At 48.5% G+C, this 21,283-nt stretch carries 18 protein-coding genes and 1 riboswitch; of the genes, 2 read left to right on the top strand and 16 right to left on the bottom strand.

What is annotated here, in order from left to right:
- Nucleotides 1–643: 643 nt before the first annotated feature.
- Entirely contained in the window at nt 644–844 is a 201-nt protein-coding gene (locus MHH46_RS03485; RefSeq protein WP_036680885.1) for a hypothetical protein, read from the bottom strand.
- Between the two features lie 183 nt (nt 845–1,027).
- Between MHH46_RS03485 and MHH46_RS03480 the strand changes: the two genes are divergently transcribed.
- Both MHH46_RS03480 and MHH46_RS03475 read left to right on the top strand, forming a co-directional pair.
- Entirely contained in the window at nt 1,028–1,690 is a 663-nt protein-coding gene (locus tag MHH46_RS03480; protein WP_076187230.1) for a DUF1129 family protein, read from the top strand.
- Between the two features lie 50 nt (nt 1,691–1,740).
- On the top strand, nt 1,741–2,679 hold the full coding sequence (locus MHH46_RS03475) for a hypothetical protein (RefSeq protein WP_081387998.1): 939 nt from the start codon (nt 1,741–1,743) through the stop codon (nt 2,677–2,679).
- Nucleotides 2,680–2,766: 87 nt separating this feature from the next.
- On the opposite strand, the gene ilvA is transcribed toward MHH46_RS03475, so the two are convergent.
- From ilvA to MHH46_RS03400, 15 genes are all read right to left on the bottom strand, one after another.
- Nucleotides 2,767–4,029 (bottom strand): threonine ammonia-lyase IlvA, encoded by a 1,263-nt coding sequence (ilvA, locus tag MHH46_RS03470; protein ID WP_076104158.1) that lies wholly within the window; start codon nt 4,027–4,029, stop codon nt 2,767–2,769.
- Between the two features lie 158 nt (nt 4,030–4,187).
- Entirely contained in the window at nt 4,188–5,483 is a 1,296-nt protein-coding gene (locus MHH46_RS03465) for an SEC-C metal-binding domain-containing protein (RefSeq protein ID WP_076128473.1), read from the bottom strand.
- Nucleotides 5,484–5,770: 287 nt separating this feature from the next.
- Nucleotides 5,771–7,036: a phosphoribosylamine--glycine ligase gene (purD, locus tag MHH46_RS03460; protein ID WP_076128471.1), complete on the bottom strand. Its 1,266-nt coding sequence runs from the start codon at nt 7,034–7,036 to the stop codon at nt 5,771–5,773.
- A gap of 23 nt (nt 7,037–7,059) precedes the next feature.
- The gene (gene purH, locus MHH46_RS03455) at nt 7,060–8,607 is read right to left on the bottom strand and encodes a bifunctional phosphoribosylaminoimidazolecarboxamide formyltransferase/IMP cyclohydrolase (RefSeq protein ID WP_076128469.1); all 1,548 of its coding nucleotides are present in this window, start codon (nt 8,605–8,607) and stop codon (nt 7,060–7,062) included.
- 206 nt (nt 8,608–8,813) lie between these two features.
- Nucleotides 8,814–9,431 carry a phosphoribosylglycinamide formyltransferase gene (purN, locus tag MHH46_RS03450; protein ID WP_076128467.1) on the bottom strand — a complete coding sequence of 206 codons (618 nt, stop codon included), beginning with the start codon at nt 9,429–9,431 and terminating at the stop codon, nt 8,814–8,816.
- Nucleotides 9,431–10,471: a phosphoribosylformylglycinamidine cyclo-ligase gene (gene purM / locus MHH46_RS03445; protein ID WP_076128465.1), complete on the bottom strand. Its 1,041-nt coding sequence runs from the start codon at nt 10,469–10,471 to the stop codon at nt 9,431–9,433. The genes purN and purM overlap by 1 nt, the downstream gene beginning before the upstream one ends.
- Nucleotides 10,472–11,033: 562 nt before the next feature.
- A complete protein-coding gene (purF, locus tag MHH46_RS03440) occupies nt 11,034–12,530 on the bottom strand; it encodes an amidophosphoribosyltransferase (protein WP_036680905.1) in 1,497 nt (498 codons plus the stop codon).
- Nucleotides 12,515–14,761 carry a phosphoribosylformylglycinamidine synthase subunit PurL gene (purL, locus tag MHH46_RS03435; protein WP_076195112.1) on the bottom strand — a complete coding sequence of 749 codons (2,247 nt, stop codon included), beginning with the start codon at nt 14,759–14,761 and terminating at the stop codon, nt 12,515–12,517. The genes purF and purL overlap by 16 nt, the downstream gene beginning before the upstream one ends.
- Complete coding sequence (gene purQ, locus MHH46_RS03430; RefSeq protein ID WP_036680909.1) at nt 14,739–15,428, bottom strand: phosphoribosylformylglycinamidine synthase subunit PurQ; 690 nt, start codon at nt 15,426–15,428, stop codon at nt 14,739–14,741. The genes purL and purQ overlap by 23 nt, the downstream gene beginning before the upstream one ends.
- A 5-nt stretch (nt 15,429–15,433) precedes the next feature.
- Nucleotides 15,434–15,679 carry a phosphoribosylformylglycinamidine synthase subunit PurS gene (gene purS, locus MHH46_RS03425; protein ID WP_036680912.1) on the bottom strand — a complete coding sequence of 82 codons (246 nt, stop codon included), beginning with the start codon at nt 15,677–15,679 and terminating at the stop codon, nt 15,434–15,436.
- Between the two features lie 124 nt (nt 15,680–15,803).
- Nucleotides 15,804–16,694: a phosphoribosylaminoimidazolesuccinocarboxamide synthase gene (locus MHH46_RS03420; protein WP_076136913.1), complete on the bottom strand. Its 891-nt coding sequence runs from the start codon at nt 16,692–16,694 to the stop codon at nt 15,804–15,806.
- A gap of 485 nt (nt 16,695–17,179) precedes the next feature.
- Entirely contained in the window at nt 17,180–18,475 is a 1,296-nt protein-coding gene (gene purB / locus MHH46_RS03415) for an adenylosuccinate lyase (RefSeq protein ID WP_036680917.1), read from the bottom strand.
- A 5-nt stretch (nt 18,476–18,480) separates the two neighbouring features.
- Entirely contained in the window at nt 18,481–19,713 is a 1,233-nt protein-coding gene (purK, locus tag MHH46_RS03410) for a 5-(carboxyamino)imidazole ribonucleotide synthase (RefSeq protein ID WP_076195114.1), read from the bottom strand.
- Nucleotides 19,710–20,195, bottom strand: a complete 486-nt coding sequence (gene purE / locus MHH46_RS03405) for a 5-(carboxyamino)imidazole ribonucleotide mutase (RefSeq protein WP_036680920.1) — start codon at nt 20,193–20,195, stop codon at nt 19,710–19,712. The genes purK and purE overlap by 4 nt, the downstream gene beginning before the upstream one ends.
- A 305-nt stretch (nt 20,196–20,500) precedes the next feature.
- A riboswitch (purine riboswitch) is annotated at nt 20,501–20,602 on the bottom strand.
- A gap of 233 nt (nt 20,603–20,835) precedes the next feature.
- Nucleotides 20,836–21,270 (bottom strand): universal stress protein, encoded by a 435-nt coding sequence (locus MHH46_RS03400; protein ID WP_036680923.1) that lies wholly within the window; start codon nt 21,268–21,270, stop codon nt 20,836–20,838.
- Nucleotides 21,271–21,283: the final 13 nt, after the last annotated feature.

Here is a 21,283-nt window from a genome sequence, read left to right as displayed (position 1 = left end):
TCTAATTATAAAGATTTCGTTCACATTGTCAACAGCAAGGGGACAATTCTTAATAAACGCACGGAGTATTTGGGCATTAGAGTCTGCACGACAAACAGGGTGTCCCGTAAGATATGAACATGACTCTGGGGCTCCCACGTCGAGTGGATTGAAACCGCCAATCCGGGATTCAGCAGCTCTATCGGATTCAGTAGCTCCAGCAGACTCGGCTGCTCTATCGGACTCAGCAGTTCCTTCGGACTCAGAAACTACATCGGACTCAGTAGCTTCAGCGGACTCAGTAGCTCCAGCGGACTCAGAAGACCCTATTCGCAGATTTAGCACACTTTTTGAATTCTATCGGACCCCATAGTCGCTATCACCCTGTAAAACAGCAAATAAGAGCTACTTTTCGAGCAATAGCGTCACTGGGGTCCGAAAATGTGCTGAAAAGGCGATAATTTGGCTAATAACGTCATCAGAGTCCGAAAGATGGTGGATGCTACGACAACCGGGGGTCTGGGAGCTCTGGAGTTCCCGGGGTTCCGGGGTTCCGGGGTTCCCGGGGTTTCAGAACCCCACCAAAAAACAACAGAGCAGCGATCCCAGTATCGGAGGATCGCTGCTCTGTTGTTTTTTCGAGATGAATGACCAGGGTTGTTAATCAATCGTAGCTGTCGTTAAACATCTCATGGGTTTCATGGCTGCCTTCCCAATCCTTAAGCAAGCCCTCGGGAGCATCTTCTGCGGAATCCCACATGCTGAATCCATCGGAGCCGCCCCAATCCCCCATTGAATTATTGGGCGTAGGCTCGAAACCGTTGCCCATGGATCTTCCCTGTTCTTTCTTATTCTCATGTTCCATAAAGCTCCCAACCTTTCCCAATGCTATATTGATCAAGCAACAACATTATCAGTGTTCACTCTTCTAAAAGGATTATGCATATCGCCATAGAAATGGTTGTCCTTGCGTAGACCTGTCATGCAAACGTATACTCTAGGTTAAAGACTATACCGATTAACAACACTGGAGGTTTACATCCAAATTATGAAAGTGAAAGATATGATTAAGGAAAATAACGCCCTACGTGAGCAGTTGACGCCCTTCAATCGCTCCTATTTAGAAGATATGATTCTTGCGGTGCGGGCCAGTCGAATTGAACCCCTGCGCGGAGAAGAACTTTTGCTGGATGCGGCCAAGCTGCTGTTGAAGGAACAACGTAAAGGGAAAAATGCCAAGCAAGTATTCGGCGAGAATCCGCACGATTATTTTAAAGAAATCATAGACAGTGTTCCCGGGCGCCCGGTGCGCAGTAAATGGAACTATTACTTGATGATTCCCTGCGCAGCTCTGACCTGTCTTTTTGGGATATTGGCAATCGGTGGACTCTTCTTCCAATGGACTGACGATTCACCTGGAATGTTCGGACAGATCAGCCTTTTCACCCTGCTCGCTGTGGGAGTAGGCTCCATTATCTTAATTGAACTCATTATGAAATGGATGTCTTCCTTGTCGGAAAGCGATGCACCCAGTGCCAAACCTTTTGATATAAAAAGCCTTGGCATCTATATCGGCATTGCAGTAGCTGCTGTATTTATCGGTATGTTCCTCGATCGGTTATTTCCGGTCATTACAATATCCCCGTGGGTAAGCTTAATTCTGTGCATCATTGGGGGGTTGGGACTGAAGTTTATATTTTTCAAAAAATAAAGTTCTAGGCTGAAAATTTTATTCCATCCGATAGATAGGGGGAAACTTCCATGATTAAGAAGCATTATATTCTCTACTCCGTTCTAGCTATAGCCTTAGGGCTAGGCATAGTGCCCAGTGCTATTCACGCCGAAGGTGCTACCAGCCCTCCTGGGGAAGGCGCTAAGGCAATAACCCAAGCAGCTAGCAATAATCATGCAGAGGCTGTCTATAAAGCTGCGTTACCGCTCTTATCTACCTCTGACAAGTTACCCGAAGCCATAAAATATTTGAACTCCAATATGTATGCGGTAGGTTCGTATCGTGCAACAATGATGACGCTGAAGCTTGAGAATCTGCATAAAGCTGCGCTGCAAGCCTGGGAGAGTAAATTCAGTACCAGCACTGTCCAGCGGAAGCTCACCGCCATTTATAAAGCAGGCGCCAGCATGTCTTCTCTTGCTGCTATTACTGATGATCTCCAGCTGCGTACACTGCTGAAAAGTGCCAGCGAAAGCGGATATAAGCTGGAGACAGCAGAGGGTACTTTTTTCCCGGTGATCGATTATGGGGCTTACCGCAAGTACAAGCTATACGTTACCAATGATATCAGCGCTTATATTACCATTATGGCCACCGAATCGGACCTGCCCTCTTCCAAGGACAACGGGCTAGTTATCGCCTGGACTGAGGTAGCAGCCAGAGCTTTATCTCAAGAGCAATTCATTCAAAATCATCCGAAATCAAACCGAATTTCTGCTGTAAAAGCCTTGTATACTATGTATGTGAATAATACGTTTTACGGCCAGAATAACACTCCTCTCTTCCATTATGACAATCTGGAAATGGATTTGGAGGCGCAAAAGGCTTACTCCAGTATTCTGACCAAAAATAATGATAACAGCCCATTTCTACAAAAGCTGGATAGCTTCATGAAATTAATGAAAGACAATAGCTATAAATTGACCGATGAGGTCGAGCAATATCGTAAGACTTCGTTACCTCTCTAATAAAGAAATCACAAAAGCCCGTCCCTGAAATGAATAGGGACGGGCTTGTTTATGTTCATTAACGTGATTATGAAGTGGATGCGAGCCTTAAATAAGGATGTTAAAGAGATTAGAATCCTTATTGATCTCTACATAATCGACGCCCTTCTGCTGCATCCGTTCGATGAGAGGTTCGTAGGCATCCGTTGACAATAATTCAATGCCAACAAGCGCGGGACCATTTTCTTTATCATGCTTCTTGATATACTCGAAACGGGTAATATCATCGTGAGGTCCAAGGATTTCGCCCAAGAACTCACGCAGCGCACCTGCACGTTGCGGGAAGTTCACCATGAAATAGTGTTTTAAGCCTTCGTAAATCAATGAACGCTCTTTGATCTCCTGCATCCGGTCAATATCGTTGTTGCCGCCGCTTATGATACAGACAACTGTTTTGCCGCGGATTTGATCACGATATTGATCAAGCGCTGCGATAGGCAGCGAACCTGCTGGCTCAACCACTATGGCATTCTCGTTATATAGTTCTAGAATCGTGGTACAAGCTTTACCTTCAGGCACCATCACGATGTCATCCAGATGACGGGAACAAATATCGTACGTCAATCCGCCAACACGTTTTACAGCCGCTCCGTCCACGAACTTATTAATTTCCTTTAGAGTCACCACTTCTCCAAGCTTAATCGCTTCCGTCATAGAAGCTGCTCCGAGTGGCTCCACACCAATCAACTTGGTAGAAGGACTAACTGTCTTCACATAGGTGGCTATACCCGCTGCCAGACCGCCTCCACCAATGGTTACGAACATAAAGTCTGCAGGGTTGTCCAGACTCTCCATCACTTCCATTGCAATGGTGCCGTTGCCCGCAATGATTCGTGGCTCATCAAAGGGATGGATCAACGTCATCCCATGATCTATACAAGCTTGCAGTGCTTCATCATAAGCGTCATCAAAGGTATCTCCCTTCAGAATGACCTCAACAAACTCACCGCCAAACCGCCGCACCTGCTTAACCTTCTGGTTAGGCGTAGTGCTTGGCATGTAGACCTTGCCTTTAATTCCAAGCGCCTTACAGGAATAGGCTACGCCTTGTGCATGGTTGCCCGCACTCGCACAGACAATCCCTTTTGCTCTATCTTCTGCTGACAAACTACGAATCATATTATAAGCTCCGCGGATTTTGAAAGAACGTACAATCTGCAAATCCTCGCGCTTCAAATACACATCACAATCATACTTGGCTGACAGCACAGCATCACGTTGTAGGGGTGTCCGGATTATGACTTCACGCAGTACGTGATGAGCCCGCACAATATCTTCCATTCCTACGATTCGGTCTTCCTCTTCTCTCATAACCCTCTCGCCTCACTATCTATCTGTTATTCTACTTCTTGTAACATACTCTCCCGAGGACATTTTTTCAAGCATCCTAATCAGTGATAAAGAAAAAGAGACTAAAGGAACCCTATAGTCTCTTACTAATATTTGCTATCCCTATGCTATGAAACCTACTAGTCCTGTTGCTTCAGCATCCACTTCACCAGGTCTGGTAAGCTTGTCCACAAACGTGAATGTACAATAACATATTCGATAGCCTCGTTAGCGTCACCCACGCCTACAAAATCAGGCAGGTTATGCGGCAATCTTTTGATACCTAACAGATAATCTGGCACATGCTTGTTCACATTCTTCGCCACGCGGTATAGCATTTTGAGCTGGGAAGTAATCCCGTTCTTCTTATATTCTAAAACCATACGGTCATATGCTACTGTTGCTGCTGCATCCTTGCCGAACTTCTCCAGTACCTTCTCGGTCTTCTTAAGCTTATTAGTGTAAAGGTACGTTGCCGTTAGAAGGTAACGTGCACCTGTGTTATCTTCTGGGTTCAATTCTAGAATGTGCTCCAGCGTCTTTTGTGCTTCTTCTGCATTTCCGCTAAACCAGCAGGAGTCAGCGTAGCTTTTGCAGATTCGAATGTACGAACGTGTCTCGTAAAGACCCCAGAAATGTCCTTTGTTCTCAGTGAAAAAGGCTTCTCCAAGCTCACGCGCACCCGCTTCCATCCCTGCTTTCAGATAAGCACGGGCATCTGCTTCATTCTCGGCTTCCTCAGCCAAAATGAGATAGGCGTCCGGACTGTCCGGATAAACTTCCAATGCCGCTTCTGCTAGCTGGATCCGACGATTGGATGCTTTAGTTTCCATTGCTTTTTGCAGCAAAGCCTGTTCCTGATCCTTCGGAGTACCTGAAACGTTGAGCAAAAGTAATTCTTCCTCTGCCCCGCCCATGCCGTACTGTTCGATATAATTAAGCATCTCTTTAACTTTTCTGGAGATGGTAGGTGCAGTAACCTCATGTTTGATCGCTAGATCAGCTTGAGTTTGAAGGAATCCATATTCCTCAGACAAGATAAACTCGATAGCTGCACAGAAGGAGCCCATTTTCTTCACTGCAGGCTTGATGTGACGGGAATAACCATTCCATAGAACCAGACCTTCCCAGATTAGCTCCCGGTCATAGCTGTCTCTCATGGTCTCAATAAGATGCAGAGCCAATTGTTCATGCGCCGGATGCTCCCATTTCAGATCACGTGACACCTTTTTTTTGAGAGTAGTTAGGGTAAGCTTAGCTTCAGGAATGGCTGCCGCTTCTGGTTTCTCGGCCACAGCCACAGTAGCAGCGGATTCTTCCGTTGTTACCAGTCGCATGATGGATTCCACTGCAGAAGTTTCTTTCCCTAGGCAGCATTTCTTATATTTTTTCCCGCTTCCGCAAGGACACATATCATTTCTTCCAATCTTACTCAAAACGAATTCCCCCTTAAATCTGTGAGTAGCCATTCGCCATAAGCGTATCGCTAGTATGCACTATAAGTATCAACATTTTCAGGCACGAGGCATCCTTTATAAGGTTACTGCACAAAGTCTGAAGGACTCCGATTTAAAAGGGCCTTCCCATGATCGGAAAGGCCCTTATCTGTATATATCCGCACATTTTCCCCCGTACGTGTAGTATTATAGCACTTCTTCTATCACTTGTCAGTCCTTTTTTAGGACTTAAAGCGCAAAAAATTGCTAGATACAGTGCTTTATCCTTATACCAGAGCCTTCATAGCGATGTCGCTGCGATTCTGTTTCCCGGAAAAAGAGATTCCTTCAGCCCTAGCATAGGCTGCTGAACGAGCTTCGGCAATCGTAGCACCCAGGCCTACCACGCCTAAGACCCGTCCGCCGTTCGTTACCCAGCTGCCATCTGCCCCCCGTGCTGTACCGGCATGGAAGATCAGCCCTCCTTGGCTGTCCTCAAGCCCTTCGATCGGCACTCCCTTAGGATAAGAGCCTGGATATCCTCCAGAAGCGAGAACCACGCACACCGCTGCTTCGTCGCTCCATTCAATGTCGATATCCGCAAGTCTACCCTCGGTTACTGCCAAAAAGATTTCTAACAAGTCGCTCTTCAATCTAGGCAGCACGACCTGTGTCTCCGGATCCCCAAACCGGGCATTAAATTCGATGGTCTTTGGTTTACCTTCTGGAGAAATCATCAGCCCTGCGAACAAAACGCCGCTGAAAGAACGGCCTTCAGCTACCATAGCCTTGGCTGTTGGCTTAATGATGGTCTCAATCGCTTCTTGGATAATCGCCTCGTCGATATGCGGCAGAGGCGAATAGGTACCCATTCCACCGGTATTAGGGCCTTTATCTCCATCGTAAGCGGGCTTATGATCCTGAGCGGCAGCCATCGGACGAACTGTCTCTCCATCAACAAAAGCCAAAATCGACATTTCCTGACCCGCTAGGAACTCTTCAATGACAACCTGAGCGCCAGCCTCACCAAACACTTTGGTTACCATAATATCAGCTAGTGCCTGCTCTGCCTCTTCCCGTGAATAGGCAACGGTCACGCCTTTTCCTGCGGCAAGCCCATCTGCCTTGATTACGATCGGCAGCGGTTGCTCGCGTAAGTAAGCCAGTGCAGCTTCATAGCCATCAAATTTTTCATAGGCTGCTGTCGGAATATTATATTTGTGCAAAAGATCCTTCATAAAGGTTTTGCTGCCTTCGATCTCAGCTGCATTCTTACGTGGACCAAACACAGGAATAGCCTGTGCTTCAAAAGCATCCACAATGCCCCCTGCTAACGGATCATCCGGTCCGATTACGACAAGGCCAACTTCCTTCTCTTTGGCAAAAGCCGTCAGACGATCGAACTCGAACACACCGATAGGCACAGATTCTGCTAGCTGCGCGATCCCGGCATTGCCGGGTGCGCAATAGATTTTACCAACCTTGGGGCTTTGGGACAGGCTCCAAATAATAGCATGCTCCCGGCCGCCGCCGCCAACCACTAAAATATCCATTAGAATAAAATCCTCCCAGCGTTCTAGTGTTTGAAATGACGGACGCCTGTGAAGACCATAGCAATTCCATACTCATTCGCGACCTTGATCGATTCTTCGTCTTTAATGGAGCCGCCTGGCTGAATAACTGCGGTAATGCCTGCTTTAGCTGCCATTTCAAGTGTATCTCCCATTGGGAAGAAGGCGTCAGAGGCAAGGACTGATCCTTTGGACTTCTCGCCAGCTTGTTCAATCGCAATTTTTGCCGCGCCAACGCGGTTCATTTGCCCTGCACCTACGCCAACTGTCATATCATCCGCCGCTAATACAATCGCATTAGATTTCACATGCTTAACTACCTTCCAGCCGAACAACAGCTGTTTCAATTCTTCTTCGGTTGGCTTACGGTCCGTAACAACTTGCAGATCATCCGGGTTCACAGAATGCACATCGCTCTCCTGTACAACCATTCCTCCATCAATAGAGGTAACTACGAAGCTGCTCTTACGCGCGTTAGCCGTGCTGAGATTGCCGATTTTGAGCAGACGCAGGTTCTTTTTCTTCGTAAGGATTTCCAGTGCTTCTTCCGTAAAGCCTGGCGCCAATACGATTTCGAGGAAAATCTCTTTTAGCAGAGTAGCAGTGTCCGCGTCGATAATCCGGTTAGCGGCTACAATTCCGCCAAAGATAGAGGTTGGGTCTGCGTTGTAAGCTTTTTGATAAGCTTCGTATACACTTTCACCGACACCTACACCACAAGGATTCATATGTTTAATGGCTACGACAGCAGGTTCTTCAAATTCTTTCACGATTTGCAGCGCTGCGTTAGCATCGTTGATATTGTTGTAGGATAATTCTTTGCCATGCAATTGCTCAGCTGCTGTAAGAGTATCCCCCGCAGCCAAAGGCTTGCGATAGAAAGCCGCTTTTTGATGCGGATTCTCGCCATAGCGCAGATCCTGAATTTTCTCATAAGTCACGGTGTAGCGCTCAGGAAGCGGTTCTCCAGTAACATTAGCCAAATAATCGGAAATTAAGGCATCGTAAGCCGCCGTATGACGGAACACTTTTGCCGCAAGACGTTTGCGTGTTTCCAGCGTTGTATCTCCACCTGCGCGAACCTCTTCAAGCACTGTAGCATAGTCGTTAGCATCTACCACTACACTTACAAAAGCATGGTTCTTCGCCGCAGAACGCAGCATCGTCGGTCCGCCGATATCGATATTCTCGATGGCTTCCTCATACGATACATCCGGTTTAGCAATGGTTTCCGCGAACGGATACAGATTTACTACTACCAGATCAATGTAGTCCAGACCAAGCTCTTTCATTTGACGCGTGTGTTCCTCATTGTCACGAACCGCTAGCAATCCGCTGTGTACAGCCGGGTGCAAGGTTTTGACACGTCCATCCATGATTTCCGGGAATCCTGTAACATCGGAAATACCGATGACTGGAACACCTTCCTTAGCCAAAAGCGTGCTTGTTCCACCTGTGGAAATAATCTCTACGCCTAATGCAGACAACTCGCGGCAAAAATCCACGATACCTTGTTTATCCGATACGCTAACTAGCGCTCTTTTGATACTCACTTTGAATAGTCCTCCTTCGGGTTGTACGTGCGATTTAATGTGATGACATCTAAAAGCTTGGGAATTTACTATAAGAAAGAATCTGACTCTATTACCTACTACACGACACATAATGCCGCTTATGCAATATTTCCCGAGAAATACCCTGAAATCTCTCCGCCTGTCACCAAATGTCGATCCAAAACTTCGAATGGCTACAGTGTGGCTTACTTTTCGCGGATAATCGTCTTTCTTCCACTCAGTTCCACTTTCCCGCTGGCAAAAGCGCCAACCACTTCAGGATACAACTCATACTCAACCTTATGAATCCGTTCCGCCAATGAATCTGCCGTGTCGTTATCCAACACAACTACGCTACGCTGAGCAATAACCGGCCCGGTATCCATACCTCCATCGACAAAATGCACAGTGACTCCCGTCAGCTTCACGCCATAATCCAGCGCTTGTCCGATCGCATCCTTTCCAGCAAAAGCAGGCAGCAGCGATGGGTGAATGTTAATAATCCGACCCGCATACGGCGTTAAAAGCACTGGTGTAATGAGGCGCATATACCCTGCCAGCACAACCAGCCCGATTTCCCGCCGCTGAAGCTCTGCTACAATCTCTGCTTCGTAGAGTTCACGGCTGGCGAAGTCTTTTGGCCGCAGCAAGAGGGCGGGAATTCCCGCATCCTCCGCACGTTGTGCTACAGGCGCTTCCGGCTTGTCCGAGACAAGCAATTCAATCCTGCCGTCTCCAAGCAAGCCTGCTTTCTGTGCCTCGATCAGTGCTGCAAAATTGCTGCCCTGCCCCGAAGCAAAAACAGCGATTCGACTTGATTGCATCACACTTCAGCTCCAGTAAAGGTTACTTTGCGTTCCCCTTCTGTTACTTTACCAATGATATACGCCTCTTCTCCGCTAGCTTTAAGCAGTTCAAGAGCGCGTTCTCCATCAGCAGCGCTAACTACCAGAACAAGACCAATTCCCATATTAAAAGTAGTGAACATATCACGGTTGCTTACGTTACCTTTGTTCTGCATCAACCCGAAGATTGGCAGAATCGGCCACGATCCGTAATTGATTTCCACATCTACATTATCAGGCAATACGCGTGGGATATTCTCGATGAATCCGCCACCCGTAATGTGAGCCATACCTTTTACCGGAAGCTGCTCCAGCAGTGCCAGCAAAGGCTTCACATAAATCTTAGTTGGTGCAAGGAGTACATCCGCCAGCGGAGCGCCAAGCTCAGGAAGCACGTCATTCAGGCCATAACCCTCTTGCTCAAGCAAAAGCTTACGCACCAGCGAGAAGCCATTGCTGTGCACACCACTGGAAGCCAGACCAATCACTGTGTCGCCAGCAGCGATGTTAGCGCCTGTTACCAGCTTCGCTTTGTCAGCTACGCCCACTGTGAATCCAGCGATATCATATTCACCTGCTGAATACATACCCGGCATCTCAGCCGTTTCGCCGCCAATCAGTGCACAACCCGCTTGGTGACAGCCTTCAGCGATTCCAGCTACGATAGCTTCGATTTTCTCCGGCACCACTTTGTCGCAAGCCAGATAGTCGAGGAAAAAGAGTGGCTCTGCACCTTGCACTACAATGTCGTTCACGCACATAGCTACAGCGTCGATGCCAATCGTGTCATGGCGATCCGCCGCGAACGCGATTTTGAGCTTTGTGCCTACACCATCGGTTCCCGATACAAGCACTGGCTCTTCATATTTATCTTTATTGAGGCCAAACAGCGCTCCGAACCCACCAAGATCCGTCATTACTTCTGGACGGTAAGTACGTTTTACGTGCTTTTTCATGCGTTCTACCGCTTCATTACCAGCCGCAATATCCACTCCGGCGTTTTTATAAGCTTCCGACACTATTGGACACCTCATCTTTTAATAGTTTAGAGCGCGTTTGGGCGCATTCGGCTTTTGGGTGGTTGCAGGGGAGTTATTGCGAGGAATGTTTGGACTTCCGATCGCTGTTATGGTTGGATTTCCTGATTCGAACCGCTCTTCGCGGTAGAAATCCAACCATAAAGGCGAACGCTACGCTTCTACAGTTCCAAACTTCCTCTCCATAACTCCCTCCAACCACCGGTTTGTCCCTACTGCAAGCCGCAGTGCGCGCCTTGCACACGGACCTCAAGACCTCGGTGCATGAGCTGCGCCATGCACCTCCTTAAGCGAGACAAGCGGCCCTCGTATTTGCGAAGCAAACAGAGGGAAGCTTGGCGAGCCAGTCCCGGCGGCGGATGCAGCCGGGGGGCGGAGCGCCGTAAAGCGTGTCCCGTCCGTGCGCAGCACACAGGGACAAAGCGAGCACTCGTACCCAAGTCTTCTTAGCAAGTTATAACCTAACTCCTACCGCCGAGCTTTCGGGTGGCCGGAGGGCAGAGCCCTTCGGAATCCCCCTTTGAAAGGGGGACTTAGGGGGATGTCAACACGAGCAGCCATCTTTCTCTGCCCCGCCAAAATCCACCTGCGTCGGGTAATCATTATCAAAGCAAGAAAGGCAAAGTCCGCCTTTATAGTCATCTTTGTTGTGTCCACCAATGGAAGAGATTAAGCCTTCCGGCGACAAAAATGCCAAGGAATCGGCGTTGATCTCTTCGCACATTTCCTCAATGGTCTTGTAGGACGCGATGAGGTCGCGGCGGTCTGGTGTATCAATGCCGTAGAAGCAAGGATTCTTGAACGGCGGCGAAGTAATCCGCACATGCACTTCAACAGCTCCCGCTTCCCGAAGCAGATTGACGATTCGGCGTGAGGTCGTGCCACGAACGATAGAATCATCGATCATAACGACACGTTTGCCATCAACTACGCTGCGCACGGCGCTCAGCTTCATCTTCACACCTTGCTCACGCAGTTCTTGACTCGGCTGGATGAAGGTCCGTCCAGTGTACTTATTCTTAATGAGCCCAAGCTCATAAGGAATTCCCGTTTGCTCGGCATACCCGATGGCTGCTGAAATACTGGAATCCGGCACACCGGTTACGAGATCAGCATCGACAAAAGCTTCCAGTGCCATGCGGCTACCCATCCGCTTACGGGCGGAGTGCAGGTTAGAGCCGTTCATATCACTGTCTGGGCGTGAGAAGTAAATATACTCCATCGCGCACAGCGCTTTACGTTTGGGTTCGGTAAAACGGTCCTCCAAGAGACCGTTTTTGTCGAGGACTAGCAGTTCGCCCGGCTCAATATCACGAACCAGCTGTGCCCCAATGACCTCTAATGCGCAGGACTCGGAAGCAAAAATATACGCTTCACCAATCCGTCCCATCACTAGCGGACGCAAGCCATGGGAATCTGAAGCGACAATTAACTTATCATTTGTCATAAGCAGAAAAGCAAACCCGCCAACGAGCTGCTGCAGCGCATCTTTTGCCGCCTCAACAAAATCCTTTGGCGAACGGGCAATCAGATGCGCCAGCACTTCTGTATCACTCGTAGTTTGAAAGATCGATCCGCTTTGCTCCAGCTGTTTGCGGATCAACGGTTCATTTACTATGTTGCCGTTCGTAGCAATCGCCAAATCGCCGTCACGATATTTAAATACCAGTGGCTGCGCATTGGTTAAGCGACTGTCTCCACTAGTGGAATAACGTACATGCCCAATGGACATGTCTCCAACCAATGAGGCAATTTTGTCCTTGTCGAATACTTCTTTTACTAACCCCATCCCGCGGTGATAGTTGAAATCACGACCGTCTGCTACGCAGATTCCCGCACTTTCTTCTCCACGGTGTTGTAAGGCGTGTAAGCCGTAATAAGACATGGACGCCGCTTCCGGGTGTCCGAAGACCCCGAAAACGCCGCATTCTTCTTTTAATGTGTCAAAAATATCTCCCGAGCCCGTTCCTTCATTGTAAAAGTCACCAGTCCACAGGATAGGAGTCTCCTGCTCTTTCCCGGTCTTTATTTCATAAGACATGGAATAGCATCCTCCCAAACGAATTTCAATTCTGCTACAGCTTCATCTAGTGCGGACACACCGTCCAGATTTACGCGCAGTCTGTCTCCACCTACAGTTCCGATGATCTCCACGGGAACACCGCTGGCTGCAATCGCTGCTTTCAGCTCTTCCGCACGTTCAGGAGCGGCTGTCAGCACAATGCGTGATTGGCTTTCGCTGAACAATGCTACATCAGATCTAAGACCGTTAGCTGAAAGTTCAACGTTCGCTCCGATTCCGCCGCTGATACAGCTCTCTGCAAGCGCTACGGCAAGTCCACCTTCGGACAAGTCATGTGCGGAACGCACCAGACCGCCACGAATTGAGGTAAGGACTGCGTTCAGTAGTTTTTTCTCAGTAGCCAAATCCAAAGCCGGAGGACGACCTTCGGTCACACCATGAACAGCATATTGGAATTCACTGCCGCCCAGCTCAGCCTTGGTCACTCCCAGCAGAAGAATAGAATCTCCTTCTTGCTTGAACCCTTGAGTCGTAATATGATCCGTGTCCGCTACTAAACCAACCATGCCGACAACCGGCGTTGGATAGATGGACCCCGTAGTATTTTCGTTATAAAGACTGACATTACCACCGATAACCGGAGTATCCAGCACACGACATGCTTCAGCCATACCATCAACCGCACGCTCCATTTGCCAGAACACATCAGGCTTCTCAGGATTTCCAAAGTTCAGATTATCCGTAATAGCCAGCGGTTCAGCACCGGAACAAACGATGTTACGTGCCGCTTCGCTGACTGCAATACGTCCACCCACTTCAGGATCAAGATGAACATAACGGCCATTACAGTCTGTAGTCATCGCAAGTCCTTTACGAGTACCATGAATGGTAACTACAGCCGCGTCAGATCCAGGACGTACAGCTGTGCTCGTCCGCACCATGTAATCGTATTGATTGTATACCCATGCTTTACTTGCTACGGTTGGTGATCCAAGTACTGTATGCAATGCACCGCCCAGATCCGTAACTTCCTCGTAACGAAGGGTATCTACCTTTTCATTCGCAATATAATAAGCAGGAACCTCAGAAGGTTTGTTATATACTGGGCACTCATCCACGAGCGCCGTTACTGGCATGTCACCAACAACCTCGCCGTGATGATACAATTTCAAGCGGCCATCATCCGTAACTTTACCGACTTTACAGCAGATAACACCCCAGCGGTCAAAAATCTCTTGTGCCTGGGCCTCATCCTTCGGCTCAACGACGAACAACATCCGTTCTTGTGATTCTGAAAGCATCATTTCGTAAGGCGTCATGCCCTCTTCACGTTGTGGCACCTGATCAAGATACAGCTCCAGACCATTGCCTGCTTTACTTGCCATCTCCGCACTAGAGCATGTAAGGCCAGCTGCACCCATATCCTGAATCCCGATAACGATGCCGCTGTCGATCAGTTCTAGACAAGATTCCATTACGAGCTTTTCCATAAATGGATCGCCGACCTGTACAGCGGTACGTTTAGCTTCTGATTCCTCACTAAGCTCTACCGATGCAAAAGTAGCACCATGAATTCCATCACGTCCTGTAGGAGGGCCTACATAGAAGACAGGGTTGCCTACACCCTTAGCTACACCACGTTGGATTTTGTCATGATCGATCAGACCCACACACATTGCGTTAACTAGCGGATTGCCGTCATAGCTATCATCAAACATGATTTCGCCGCCAACCGTTGGAATCCCGATACAGTTACCATAACCAGCAATACCAGACACTACATGTTCGAACAAATACTTCACTCGATCACTTTCCAGCTTCCCGAAACGTAGTGAATTGAGGATTGCGATAGGTCTGGAGCCCATGGAGAAAATATCACGAATAATCCCGCCGACACCCGTTGCCGCACCTTGGAAAGGTTCTACCGCTGAAGGGTGGTTATGACTTTCGATTTTGAAAACAACCGCTTGGTTGTCACCGATATCTACAATCCCTGCGCCCTCGCCAGGTCCCATCAGGACACGTGGTCCGGAAATTGGGAAACGTTTCAGGAGGGGTTTGGAGTTCTTATAGGCACAGTGCTCGGACCACATTACGCTGAATACGCCGATTTCAGTGTAGTTCGGCAAACGTCCCATAAAAGACTTGATCAGCTCATATTCGCTGTCCGACACACCGAACTGGCTGTAAATTTTCTGCTCCGCAATCTGTTCTGCGGTCGGTTCCTTAACGGATACTTGCTGCGTCATGACGATCCCTCCAAGTCTTCAGTATGGATGTAAACATTCTTTTGCCATCTTCTGAACCAAGTAAACTATTAGCCGCGCGCTCAGGGTGAGGCATCATGCCAACCACATTCCCTTGTACGTTACTAACACCCGCAATATCGGCTACGGAGCCGTTAGGGTTATCGCTATAGGTAAACACGATCTGATTGTTAGCTTTCAGCTCTGCTAAAGTCTCGTCATCACAGTAGTAGTTGCCTTCACCGTGTGCGATTGGGATGATGATTTCTTCATCTTTAGCATAGTCAATAGTAAATGGGGTTTCATTATTAACAACCTTAAGCACTGTATCGTGACAGCGGAACTTCATCGACATGTTGCGGCGAAGCGCACCTGGCAGCAAACCAGCCTCAGTAAGAATTTGGAACCCATTGCAAATGCCTAGCACGTATTTCCCTTGCTCTGCTGCTTTAGCAACTTCCGCCATAACAGGAGCAAATCTCGAAATCGCGCCACAGCGCAGGTAATCACCATATGAGAATCCGCCTGGAACCAAAATGCAATCATACGCCGACAAATCCGTCGCTGTATGCCACACATAGTCGACTGGTTCGCCGAGACTGTCCTCTACCGCCTTGTAGCAATCAATATCACAGTTGGAGCCTGGGAAGACAAGTACAGCAAATTTCATGTCGTTTAGTCCTCCAATTCGTAGCGGTAATCCTCGATCACCGTGTTGGCAAGTAGCTTTTCGCACATTTCCTTGAGACGAACTTCCGCTTCAGCACGGTTATCCGTATCCAAAGTCAGCTCCATATATTTCCCGATACGCAAGCTTTCAACTTCTTGGAAGCCTACCGAATGAAGTGCTCCTTGTACTGCTACCCCTTGTGGATCAAGAACGCTTTTCTTTATGGTGACATATACCGTCGCTTTTAACATATGCTTGTAGTTCCTCCTAAATTTTAATGAGCATACCCTCTGAAACTGAAATTCTACAATGAGTACATTTAGCTTCAAAAATATATACTGAATTTATTCCCATGAGTGCACACACTATGTTGAACTATAAAGACTTGCCAGTAAGACGATGATAAATGTCCAGATAACGCCGTGTAGTTTCTTCTACTACTTCCAGTGGGAGCGGATCAGGTTTACTATTCTTGTCCCAGGCAGATGCAGATAGATACGTACGAACAGGCTCTTTATCCATACTATCAATTTCAATATCAAGCGCGTATTTATCCTTAGCCCAGAAGCGGGAAGCATCCGGTGTAAAAATCTCATCGATCAGAATCACCTTACCGTCCAACAAGCCGAATTCGAATTTGCAGTCCGCAAGAATGATCCCACGCTCAGCACAATACTCTCTAGCAAAAGCGAACAGCTTTAAGCTCTTTTCCTGCAGCTCAAGCGCCAGATCAGCTCCGATTAATTCCTGCATTTTCTCAAACGGAATATCCTCATCGTGACCTACATCATTTTTAGCCGCAGGAGTAAAAATCGGTTCTGCCAGCAGCGCGTTTTTGCGGAGGTTAGCAGGAAGTTCAATACCATTTACCTTGCCGGTTTCTTGATACTGTCTCCAGCCGCCGCCAGTGATGCATCCACGCACTACGCATTCGATATCAATACGCTCAGCTTTGCGTACCACCATGACACGGTTTCTGAGAGCCTCTTTGTCCTTAACTACGTCGCCGAGCAGATCCACATCGATATGAACGACATGATTCTCCATCAGCTCTTTAGTCTGTCCGAACCAGAACGCGCTCAGACGGTTAAGCACATTGCCCTTTTCAGGGACTGCCGGGTCCAGCACATAGTCAAAAGCAGATATCCGATCTGTAACTACGATCAGTACATTTTCCCCTAAATCGTATAGCTCACGAACCTTCCCTTTGTAGAGCAGCGGCGCATTGATGAGTTCCACGGCTGTGGATACGGCCGATGATGTCATGACCTTTCCTCCCTTGAACTAATGATCTCCCTAATAACTATCTGGTCTCAAAGGCGTAACTCCGAGGAATGTTTGGACTTCCGATCGCTGTTATCCTCAGATTTCCTGATTGAACCGCTGCTGCGGTAGAAATCCGAGGATAAAGGCGAACGCTAACGCTTCTACAGTTCCAAACTTCCTCTCCATTACTCCTTCGACCGATTTCTTTTATTCCTAGTTCCTTAGTTCACCACTAACTTATCTTTTTTAGAGTCTCAAAGGCGTAACTCCGAGGAATGTTTGGACTTCCGATCGCTGTTATCCTCAGATTTCCTGATTTGAACCACTGCACGTGGTAGAAATCCGAGGATAAAGGCGAACGCTAACGCTTCTACAGTTCCAAAATTTCTCTCCGTTCCTTATCGACCAGTTGCATTTCAATTCTGCACAACCTTAACCGCTCGTACTATTCCTAGCTCCTTAGTTCACCACTAACTTATCTTTTCTTAGATAAGTTCTAGCTTGCGGAAGATGGTATCCACATGCTTAAGGTGCCAAGAAGGGTTAAATGCATCTTCAATCTCTTCTGGGGTGAGGACATTAGTGATTTCAGGTGTAGCTTCCACGATATCACGGAACTGCTTTTGCTCTTCCCAAGCTTGCATCGCACGTGGTTGGACGGTATCGTACGCTTGCTCGCGGCTAAAGCCTTTATCAATCAGCTTGGTTAAGATCCGGCCAGAGAAAGGAACGCCGAAGGTACGGTTCATGTTACGCTTCATATTCTCTGGGAATACAGTCAGGTTCTTCACGATGTTTCCGAAACGGTTCAGCATGTAGTTCAGCAGCATCGTTGCATCCGGAAGGATGATACGCTCCACTGAAGAGTGCGAGATATCTCGTTCATGCCAGAGCGGCACGTTCTCGTAAGCTGTAACCATATGTCCGCGAATCACGCGGGACAGACCGGAAATATTCTCGCAGCCAATAGGATTCCGTTTATGCGGCATAGCAGATGAACCCTTTTGACCTTTGGCAAAAGCTTCTTCTACTTCGCGAATCTCACTCTTTTGCAGAGCGCGGATTTCGGTAGCGAATTTGTCTAGCGAGGTTGCTACCAGAGCAAGAGCTGCCATATATTCAGCGTGACGGTCGCGCTGTAGAGTTTGTGTCGAGATCGGTGCAGGGCTTGTACCCAGCTTACGGCAGACAAATTCTTCTACGAATGGATCGATGTTGGCATACGTACCCACGGCTCCGGAGATTTTGCCAAATTGCACACCATTCGCAGCATGGCGGAAACGCTCCAGGTTACGTTTCATTTCTTCGTACCACAATGCCATTTTCAGACCAAAAGTAGTTGGCTCAGCATGAACCCCATGTGTACGGCCCATCATCGGTGTATCTTTATAAGCAATAGCTTTATCTTTAAGGATCTCAATGAAGTTAATAATATCCTTCTCTAGAATCTCATTCGCTTGACGCAGCAAGTAACCCAGTGCTGTATCCACCACATCTGTGGAAGTAAGGCCGTAGTGTACCCATTTGCGTTCTGCGCCAAGGCTTTCGGAAACCGCACGAGTAAAGGCGATTACGTCATGACGTGTTTCCTGTTCGATTTCATCAATACGTGCGATGTCGAATTTAGCATCCTTACGCAGCTTAGCAGCGTCTTCATGTGGGATGACTCCCAGCTCCGCCCATGCTTCACAAGCGCATATTTCCACTTCCAGCCACGCTTTGAATTTATTCTCCTCAGTCCAAATGGCCCGCATCTCGGGTCTGCTGTAACGTTCGATCATATTCTTTAGTTCCTCCAAAGTTTAGATTGCTCCACCCAGGATAGGCCGTCTCCGGTATCCTTGCACAGCAGATTGATATGACCCATCTTACGACCAGTCTTACTCTCAGTCTTGCCATATATATGAAGCTTAGGTACAATACCCAGCTTATTATCTTTTTCCTCATGTGTACAGGTCGCTTTAATCGCACCATCCAAATGCTGACCTAATACATTTACCATAACTACAGGTGTCAAAAGCGTTGTATCGCCCAGCGGCAGATTACAAATCGCCCGGACATGCTGCTCGAACTGTGAGGTCACGCAAGCATCCATGGTGTAATGGCCGGAATTATGCGGTCTTGGTGCCAGCTCATTGACGAACAATTCACCGTCCACTGTGACGAACATTTCCACGGCAAGCAGTCCAACCGCATTCAGGCCTGCGATTAAAGTCTCAGCCAGCTCGCAAGCTCTGCGCTGAATGTCCGCTGACACTCTTGCAGGCACAATGGACAGATGCAAAATATTGTTTACATGAATGTTCTCAGAAGGCGGGAAGCTTTTGACCTCCCCAGATGCACTACGTGCAGCAACAACGGATATTTCGCATTGAAAAGCTACAAACTTCTCAAGCACCAGCTCCGGAATCACCTCACCGGGTGCAACCTGCCGGAAGGCTTCTTCCAGCTCTTCTTCCTGACGAATCACAGCTTGACCCTTGCCGTCATAACCGCCTGTGGCTGTCTTGAGCACGCAAGGTAGTCCAAGTTCAGCCGCCGCCTCTTTTAGCTCCGCAAGGCTGTCCACCTTCCGGTACGGGGCGACCGGAACGCCCGCCGCCTCGATGGCGGATTTTTCGCGCAGCCGATGCTGCGTGGTATACAGCAGCGCGCTGCCCTGCGGCACGTACGATTCTTCCGCCAGCAGCGCTGCTACGCCCGCGTCGACGTTCTCGAACTCGTACGTGATGACGTCCGAGCGGCGGGCCAGCTCCCGCGCCGCGTCCCGGTCGTTATACGCCGCCGTAATCTGCGGCGTAACTTGACCGCTAGGCGCATCCGGCGCAGGATCCAGCGCCACGAAGCGGTACCCCATGGCGCTGCCGGCCAGCGCCATCATGCGCCCGAGCTGCCCGCCGCCGAGCACGCCGACGGTCGCGCCGGGCAGCAGCGTCCGGACGGTGTCCGCACCGGACGCTTGTGCGGCTGGCGAAGCTGCGCCGCCAGCCTCCTGCAGCTTCAGCTCCTCCGGCCTCATAAGCTGTCGCTGCTTTCCAATACTTCATCGCGGATCGCATCCCGACGCAGCTGCACACGCTGCTGCACTTCGGGGTCGAACGCTCCGATGATCTGTGCGGCCAGCAGGCCTGCATTTACAGCGCCTGCCTTACCAATAGCTACCGTTGCTACCGGTATGCCTCCAGGCATCTGCACGATGGAGAGCAGCGAATCCAGCCCATTAAGTGCTTTCGACTGCACGGGCACACCAATCACTGGCAGGATCGTCTTTGCAGCCACCATACCCGGCAAATGCGCGGCGCCGCCTGCTCCTGCAATAATCACGCGAATGCCGCGGCCAGCGGCTTCCTCCGCATAGCGGAACATCAAGTCCGGTGTACGGTGCGCGGATACTACCTTCTTCTCATAAGACAAACCCAGCTCTTCCAGCACCCCACAAGCGTGCTCCATCGTATCCCAATCCGACTTACTACCCATGATGACAGCTACCTGCACAGACATGATTCGACCTACCTTCCAATCACTAGTATGAGATATCTTTATCTTGTAAATCCGAACAAGCAGAGACTACATTCTCGTCCTTCAGGGATGACTATCGTTTTCCTTAATAATATAAGGTTGATGTATTATGTGTAACTTATTCCTTATATTAAAAAAGCCCGATGTCCAGACGCATTTTGCTGCGGGAGGATCGGACTAGTAAAGGAATTAGGAAAAAACACTCCCGCTTGCCTCTCACCAAACTGGCATTAAGCGCGGAAAGCTGCACAATGCATCACTCCATTATCTGGACTGCATTATCGCATTCTAGCATCCTATTTCCTCGTAGTCCGGTAATTTACGGTTCCCGGGTAGAAACTTCCGGGCCATATTCCCGGTTTTATACGAGCTCTTCATGACATCAGTTTAACAATCCCCTACACATGATGTCAACTCAAACACGAACATTGGTAAAATCACCATAATAAATGTTCGCTTTTGGGCGAATTTAAATTCTCAATAACCTTATATTTTGTGAAGAAGTACTTCTTTCCGTACGCTCCTACCTCTAGCGCTCTATGGTGTTTAAGCTCCAGATTAAGACCTGTACAGCCTTAAATTGAAAAAAAGGAACGCTATCAGCGTCCCTTTGAACTCTATATTATTTTACAACCAGCACTGGAATACGAGCGCTTTGTACTACATTATGGCTGACACTGCCCAGAACAAATTCACGTATACCGCCAAGCCCGCGGCTGCCGATAACTATGATGTCTATAGCATTTTCCTTAGCATATTTCAAAATCACTTCCGCAGGAGATCCTTGTAAAAGCTCAACCTCAGCATTCAGGCCTTCAGCCTCAAGGCGTCCCTTCACTTCCTCGGTTGTCTGCACTGCCAAATCATAATATTCTTTATTTACTGAAGCTGGTAGTGGTGCAAGAGCTTCTCCGATAAAAAATCTTGGGAATTCAAATGCGTGTACGACATGCAATATAGAACCTGGTGTGACTTTAGCGAGTTCAATTGCGCGCTCCAATGCTTGATTAGAAGCCTTTGAACCGTCATAGGCTAGCAAAATTTTAGAGAATAACATGTACGCCACCTCT

The sequence above is a fragment of the Paenibacillus sp. FSL H8-0175 genome (assembly GCF_045040615.1).
In the GTDB taxonomy this organism is placed as follows: domain Bacteria; phylum Bacillota; class Bacilli; order Paenibacillales; family Paenibacillaceae; genus Paenibacillus_AQ; species Paenibacillus_AQ odorifer.
This window is presented reverse-complemented; position numbering and strand designations above follow the sequence as displayed.

Coding starts and splice junctions, on each gene's coding strand:
- MHH46_RS03480 (WP_076187230.1), top strand. CDS start 1,028: ATGAAAGTGAAAGATATGATTAAGGAAAATAACGCCCTACGTGAGCAG.
- MHH46_RS03420 (WP_076136913.1), bottom strand. CDS start 16,694: ATGACATCATCGGCCGTATCCACAGCCGTGGAACTCATCAATGCGCCG.
- purL (WP_076195112.1), bottom strand. CDS start 14,761: ATGACGCAGCAAGTATCCGTTAAGGAACCGACCGCAGAACAGATTGCG.
- purB (WP_036680917.1), bottom strand. CDS start 18,475: ATGATCGAACGTTACAGCAGACCCGAGATGCGGGCCATTTGGACTGAG.
- purS (WP_036680912.1), bottom strand. CDS start 15,679: ATGTTAAAAGCGACGGTATATGTCACCATAAAGAAAAGCGTTCTTGAT.
- purE (WP_036680920.1), bottom strand. CDS start 20,195: ATGTCTGTGCAGGTAGCTGTCATCATGGGTAGTAAGTCGGATTGGGAT.
- purK (WP_076195114.1), bottom strand. CDS start 19,713: ATGAGGCCGGAGGAGCTGAAGCTGCAGGAGGCTGGCGGCGCAGCTTCG.
- MHH46_RS03485 (WP_036680885.1), bottom strand. CDS start 844: ATGGAACATGAGAATAAGAAAGAACAGGGAAGATCCATGGGCAACGGT.
- purN (WP_076128467.1), bottom strand. CDS start 9,431: ATGCAATCAAGTCGAATCGCTGTTTTTGCTTCGGGGCAGGGCAGCAAT.
- ilvA (WP_076104158.1), bottom strand. CDS start 4,029: ATGAGAGAAGAGGAAGACCGAATCGTAGGAATGGAAGATATTGTGCGG.
- purD (WP_076128471.1), bottom strand. CDS start 7,036: ATGGATATTTTAGTGGTTGGCGGCGGCGGCCGGGAGCATGCTATTATT.
- MHH46_RS03475 (WP_081387998.1), top strand. CDS start 1,741: ATGATTAAGAAGCATTATATTCTCTACTCCGTTCTAGCTATAGCCTTA.
- purQ (WP_036680909.1), bottom strand. CDS start 15,428: ATGAAATTTGCTGTACTTGTCTTCCCAGGCTCCAACTGTGATATTGAT.
- purF (WP_036680905.1), bottom strand. CDS start 12,530: ATGTCTTATGAAATAAAGACCGGGAAAGAGCAGGAGACTCCTATCCTG.
- MHH46_RS03400 (WP_036680923.1), bottom strand. CDS start 21,270: ATGTTATTCTCTAAAATTTTGCTAGCCTATGACGGTTCAAAGGCTTCT.